Here is a 4,761-nt window from a genome sequence, read left to right as displayed (position 1 = left end):
TCGTACGGACGTGCCTCGGCGGGGATTCAGCTCAGTTCACGGGGGTGCAGCAGGCCGCGGAGGTTGAGGTCGCGGCGGTTGGCCGGGGTGGTCTCGTCGACCAGGACGGCCGCGCCGGCCCAGGTGGCGCCGCAGTCCTCGACGAGCCGTCGGGCGGTGGTGGCGGTGGCCGCGGTATCGGCCCAGTCGTCGACGAAGAGCACCCGAGGGCCGGGGTGGAGCCGGCGCCTGCGGACGCTCCAGGTGATGGTGCGGTCCCGGTAGTCGGGCGGGGTGTTGCGCAGCAGTACCTGGTCCTGGACCGACTGCTCCGCCATGCCCCTGCGCATCTCCACGAAGCCCGCGCCGGCCGCGACCGCGGCGAGCGGCCCCAGCAGGAAGCCGGTGGACTCGGGCGCGATCACGAGCGTGGGTGCGGCGCCAGGGTGCAGCCCGATGAGCGCGCGGCCGAGGTCGGCGAGCAGGGCCGGGTCGGCCCACCAGCCGGACATGTCGGCGATCAGATTGTCCCCGCGCAGGCGAACCGCGTCCCGCAGCCGCCGGCGGACGTCGGCGGGCACGGCGCCGCGCGCGGCAGGAGAGGCGGGGCCGGTGGCTGTCTTCACCGCTGCATCCTGCCCCGCCCCGCCGCACCCGCGCTACGTAAAATCGGAGTGGGCGAGGTGGGTGCCGCACACCCGGCAGCGGAAGAGGTACGCGGTCGGTTGGCCATCGCGGTCCAGCGCGGCAAGGTGGTTCGCGATGTCGGCGGCAGCCCAGCCCCAGCTCTCGATCTCAGCCCGCAGGAAGGCCAACGCGTCCGGGTAGGCGGCGAGTTCGGCCGCGCCGACCGCGCCGAGGAACGCGGCACCGTCGCCGCAGTGGAAGTACCAGCGGGGGTCCTGCCACGCGCTGTACCCGGGGGTGTGGCGGTCCACCTTGAGCAGGATCTCCAGCGGCACGTCGTCGCCGATCGGGTCCCCGATGAAGTGGGCGTCGTACCGGCGCGCGGCGCTGCCGTCCGCCACGCACCAGGGGCAGATCCGGCCGTCCAGGTCGGCCTCGGCGTGGACCGGGCCGCGGTAGACGTAGCCGCGGGCCCGCCCGCAGCAGACGCACGTCCGGTCGGCGGCGGCGGCGGCGATCGAGCCGGTCGCCAGCGGGTCCGGGTGGTAGGGGAATTGGGGCAGCGGCTCCGTCACGAGCGCGACCGTACCAACGCGTCGGCGCCGCGCCCGGGCCGGCCGCATGATCAAATAGGTGTCCTGTCACACCGAGTCGCCCCGGAGGGAGCAGCCGTGCCGGAGGAACCCGTACGCACCCGCGTGTCGGCCTACGCGATCGCACGCGCCGACGAGCAGTTGCTGCTCACCCGACTCTCCGACGCCTCACCGGTGTTCGAGCCCGGCCGGTGGCATCTGCCGGGTGGCGGCATCGACCCCGGCGAGCAGCCGGCCGACGCGCTCGCCCGGGAGTTGCAGGAGGAGACCGGCCTCGAACTGCTCGACGCCCGCCTGCTGGACGCCCGCTCGTACTCCGCGCACCGTCTCGGCGTCAGCTGGCACCTGGTCGGGCTCTTCTACCTCGCCCGCCTCGCGCCCGGCCCGCTCACCGTCACCGAGCAGGACGGCTCCACCAGCGCGGCCCGCTGGATACCCTTGTCCGAACTGTCCGACTCGCAGCTCTCCCCGGCCGCCGCCGACGCCCTGCGCATGCTCGCCTGACCGGTAGTGCCCCTCCCGGCACCAGCTCCGGGTGATCCCGCGCGAGCCCGGCGGAAGCCGACGCGAGCTCGGCACATGTCGGCCCGGGCGGGCCCCAGTCGGCCCGAAGTCAGCGCACGTCGGTCCGGGTTCGACACACGTCGGTCCGGGGCCGGCGGAGTTGCCGTCAAGTGATCGCACGGCAAACGCATGTGCGAACGAATTTTCACGCCGCTGAAAGTTACCGACGGCCACGCCCCATCACCGCAGTTCCACGACCTGCCAACTGGACTGGACCACAGAGGATTTCCCCAACCCCTTTACGCCACAGGGTCGTTCATGCGTCACTCGTGGCGCGTTCATCACGAACGCCTCACCCGCACCACATCACCCCGAACGGCAGCACCCCACGATCACTCGCAAGGTCAGGGCTACGCGCGTAGCCCCGCTGATCGGACGAGCACGAGCACACCGCGTACCCGCACGCTCCCCCCACCCCAACGTGCCTGGAGGAAAGCCTTGTTCTCCCGAAACCGCAACGCCCGGGCTGTGCAGCGGAGGCTGCTGACGGCCGCCGTCCTCACCGCCGGCCTGGCACTGGCCGCGACGATGTCAACGGCAGGCACGGCCGCCGCCGCACCCGCGCCGTCGGGCAGCACCATCCCGCTCGGCCACGGCTACATGGGCGTCGGCTACGTCCAGGACAGCAAGGACTTCAAGCCGGACACGCAGCACCTCCAGCTCGACGCCAAGGGCATCATGTCCCCGGCCGCGGCGTACCCCGAGGGGATCGACGTCTCGCACTACCAGGGGTCGATCAACTGGTCGTCGGTGAAGGCCGCGGGCATCCAGTTCGCCTACATCAAGGCCACCGAGGGCACCACGTACACGGACCCGAACTTCAGCGCCAACTACCTGAACGCCTACAACGCCAAGGTGATCCGGGGCGCCTACCACTTCGCGCACCCGGACCTCTCCAGCGGCGCGACCCAGGCCACCTACTTCGCCACCCACGGCGGCGCCTGGTCGGCGGACAACCTGACGCTGCCCGGGATGCTGGACCTCGAAGGCGGCTGCTACGGCCTGTCGGCGGCCTCGATGCAGTCGTGGATCCTCGACTTCTACAACACCTACAAGGCGAAGACGAGCCGCGACGTCGTCATCTACACCAGCCCGAGCTGGTGGAACAGCTGCACCGGCGGCTGGAACGGCATGTCCGCCCGGAGCCCGCTGAACGTGGCGTACTGGACGACCGGTTCGAGCCCCACCATCCCGAGCGGCTTCCCGTTCTGGACGTTCTGGCAGTACACCGACTCCGGATCGGTGAGCGGCATCTCGGGCGCGGTGGACCGCGACCGGTTCAGCGCCGACAGCTCCCGCCTGCTGGCGCTGGCCAACAACACTCCCTGACCGGGTAGTCGGGGCGCCCGCGCCCGGACGGCGAGCCGACCGCATCGGCATCGGCGTCCGGGCGCGTCCTCGTCGGCGGCTCCTGGCCCGCGCGTGCTCCCGTCCGTGTCGGGCAGCGCGGTCAGTCCGTTGCCGCCTCGCCGTGCTGCCCGAACCGGGCCGGCCGGCCGAGTCCGTACACCTCACCGGCCGGGCGGTGGCGGGCATGCTCTACATCGCCGCGATCTCGCAGTTCGGCGGCTTCGTCGTCTGGTATCGCGGCATGGCCGCCATCGGGGTCGCCCGGGCCAGCCAGCTCCAACTCGCCCAGCCGCTCGCCACCTTGCTGTGGTCCGTGCTCCTCCTGGCCGAACGCCTCTCCCCCGTCACACCGTTCACCGCGGTGGCCGTCCTCCTCTGCATCACCGTGACCCAACGCGCCCGAACCCGAGACCGACCGACCTCCCGATCAGGCGAGTTGGCCCCTCCCTTCGAGTCGGTGGATCTCGTCCAGCGGGTAGGGGGTCCGCCGGGTGCGGTTCTGGAAATCGAGGTAGAAGCCGGACATCACCGCGGCGATCGGCGCGTGGCGTGAGGAGTGCCGCGGCGCGCTCCGGGATTCCGGTGGGGCGCTGGCCTTGCGCGTAGGAGCGCACCAGGGCGTAGCGGCCCTCCCGGTCCCCGCGCTCGTAGCCGTACAGGGCAGTGACCAGCCAGTTCACCAGATAGGTGGCGGCGTAGCAGCGGTCGTAGGTCTGGTGGCGGTCGAAGAAGTCGGCCTCGTCCGGCGACAGTTCGAACCCGGAGGCGATGGCGACGTGCCGGGCCCGGCAACGCGGCGGCGGTCCCGAGCGTCCTCCCGACCGCACCCTACGTGAGGACCGCGACGCGATCGGGGGAACACGGCCGCCTGGCGCAAGGTCCGAGCACGCACATGGCGGGGCAACCCGGTTGGAAAGAGGCCCACTTACTCCGCGGGACCATCCAACGTCTCGTTGAGCTCGGCGAGTTGGCGGGCGAAGATGCGGGCGCCGCCCTGGGCGGGGTGGCGTACGGCGAGCGCGTCCACACCGTTACGGGCGAGCGCGGCCTCGGCCTTGCGGCCGACGGCGACGAAGGTGGTGATCGCGAACGCCTCCGCCAGCGCGAGCGCGACCGGAGTACCGGCAGTGACCTCGGCCGCGCGCGGGGTGCGGTTGGTGGCAGGTCGCCCCGGCTCGTGCGGGTGGTGCGGATAGATCGGCCAGAACAGCGGCAACGCCCCGCGCCACGAGGCCATCGCGCCCCACACCGCCGCCGAGGACGCCTCCCAGCCGTACGCCGGCTCCTGCGGCACCCGGAACCCGTCGCCGCCCGGGTCACCCGTGATCAGTCCTGGCCGGGCGGTGAGTTGGCGGACGCTCGTGAACGAGATGCCGCTGATCGTGTGGCCGCGGTAGCCCGGCGCCTCACCGATCAGCATGACGCCGGGCCGGTTCCGGGCGATCAGTTCCAGGTAACGGCGCAGGTTGTCCGTCCGCAGCCGGCCCGCCTCGTCCGCGCCGTACAGGAACTCCGCGTCGTCGGGTGCGGGCAGTTCCCGCAGCAGCGACCAGAACCGCGCCGTGTCGACCCCGCTCACCGCCACCACCCCTGCCCCGCACCCGTCGCCCGGGCACCCGCACCCCTGCGCGGACCCGGACCCGTACCG

Annotated in this window: 5 protein-coding genes and 1 pseudogene; 3 read left to right on the top strand and 3 right to left on the bottom strand. The window is 72.2% G+C overall.

Going from position 1 to position 4,761, the window contains the following annotated elements:
* Positions 1-26 precede the first annotated feature (26 nt).
* Positions 27-605 (bottom strand): hypothetical protein, encoded by a 579-nt coding sequence (locus tag AC13HU_RS32360; protein WP_483045544.1) that lies wholly within the window; start codon positions 603-605, stop codon positions 27-29.
* A 33-nt stretch (positions 606-638) separates the two neighbouring features.
* Complete coding sequence (locus AC13HU_RS32355) at positions 639-1,181, bottom strand: CbrC family protein (protein WP_483045543.1); 543 nt, start codon at positions 1,179-1,181, stop codon at positions 639-641.
* 96 nt (positions 1,182-1,277) lie between these two features.
* On the opposite strand from AC13HU_RS32355, the gene AC13HU_RS32350 reads away from it, so the two are divergent.
* The 3 genes and pseudogenes from AC13HU_RS32350 to AC13HU_RS32340 all read left to right on the top strand — a co-directional run.
* Positions 1,278-1,703: an NUDIX hydrolase gene (locus AC13HU_RS32350; protein ID WP_483045542.1), complete on the top strand. Its 426-nt coding sequence runs from the start codon at positions 1,278-1,280 to the stop codon at positions 1,701-1,703.
* A gap of 588 nt (positions 1,704-2,291) precedes the next feature.
* The gene (locus AC13HU_RS32345; protein ID WP_483045545.1) at positions 2,292-3,092 is read left to right on the top strand and encodes a GH25 family lysozyme; all 801 of its coding nucleotides are present in this window, start codon (positions 2,292-2,294) and stop codon (positions 3,090-3,092) included.
* Positions 3,093-3,261: 169 nt separating this feature from the next.
* A pseudogene (locus AC13HU_RS32340) lies at positions 3,262-3,516 on the top strand (EamA family transporter); the annotation flags it as partial.
* 522 nt (positions 3,517-4,038) lie between these two features.
* On the opposite strand, the gene AC13HU_RS32335 reads toward AC13HU_RS32340, so the two are convergent.
* A partial coding sequence (locus tag AC13HU_RS32335; protein ID WP_483045541.1) for a uracil-DNA glycosylase occupies positions 4,039-4,761 on the bottom strand: 723 nt, incomplete at its 5' end.

This window comes from Streptomyces sp. NH27, from assembly GCF_056859195.1.
This window is presented reverse-complemented; position numbering and strand designations above follow the sequence as displayed.

Coding starts and splice junctions, on each gene's coding strand:
- AC13HU_RS32345 (WP_483045545.1), top strand. CDS start 2,292: ATGTCAACGGCAGGCACGGCCGCCGCCGCACCCGCGCCGTCGGGCAGC.